The organism is Allobosea rubneri (assembly GCF_032464875.1).
GTDB classification, from domain to species: domain Bacteria; phylum Pseudomonadota; class Alphaproteobacteria; order Rhizobiales; family Beijerinckiaceae; genus Allobosea; species Allobosea rubneri.
On record NZ_JAWDID010000146.1, the window covers coordinates 1 to 618 of the forward strand.

2 protein-coding genes are annotated in these 618 nt (G+C 61.8%); both read left to right on the forward strand.

Going from position 1 to position 618, the window contains the following annotated elements:
* On the forward strand, positions 1–263 hold a 263-nt coding region (locus RKE40_RS29680), incomplete at its 5' end, for a hypothetical protein (RefSeq protein WP_316021743.1).
* Positions 260–618 (forward strand): nitrilase-related carbon-nitrogen hydrolase (locus RKE40_RS29685; protein WP_316021744.1); only part of this gene is annotated, 359 nt, incomplete at its 3' end. The genes RKE40_RS29680 and RKE40_RS29685, both read left to right, overlap by 4 nt.

Below are 618 nucleotides of genomic sequence, written 5' to 3' on the forward strand. Positions count from 1 at the left end.
GCCTGGCACCCCGCGACAACATCGAGTTCCGCGAAGGGCGAGTGCGCAATTGGAACCCCTGCGGCATCGTCGCCATGGCAGCGGGCGTCGCGGTGGGCGGGCTCGGCGTGTTCGGACTCTACCCGTCGTATTACGCGTCGTTCATCGCCATGCTTCTCGGTCCTCTTCTCTACGTTCCGCTCACGATGGCAACCCGCGGACAGTTCTACGAACCACCGAAATCGAACGATACCCTCATCGCCGAAAGGATTGTGGCGTCATGATATTCACTGCAGCAGCCGTACAATTCGAGCCCACGCTGTTCGCGAAGGAATCGAACGTCGCCGCTCTGAGCGATCTCGTGGAGAAGGCGGCGTCGGACGGAGCGCGCCTGATCACGACACCCGAGATGGCAACCACCGGCTACTGCTTCCACGACACCGAGGAAGCGGCAACCGTCGTCGAGCAGATCCCCGGCCCCACCACCGAGACGTTCGCCGAGATCGCGTCCCGTCGTAACTGCTACATCGTCGTGGGTATGCCCGAAGTCGATGCGACCAGCGGATTGTTCTACAACAGCGCAGTTCTCATCGGTCCCGAGGGAATCGTCGGCACACACCGCAAGACGCATCCGTACAT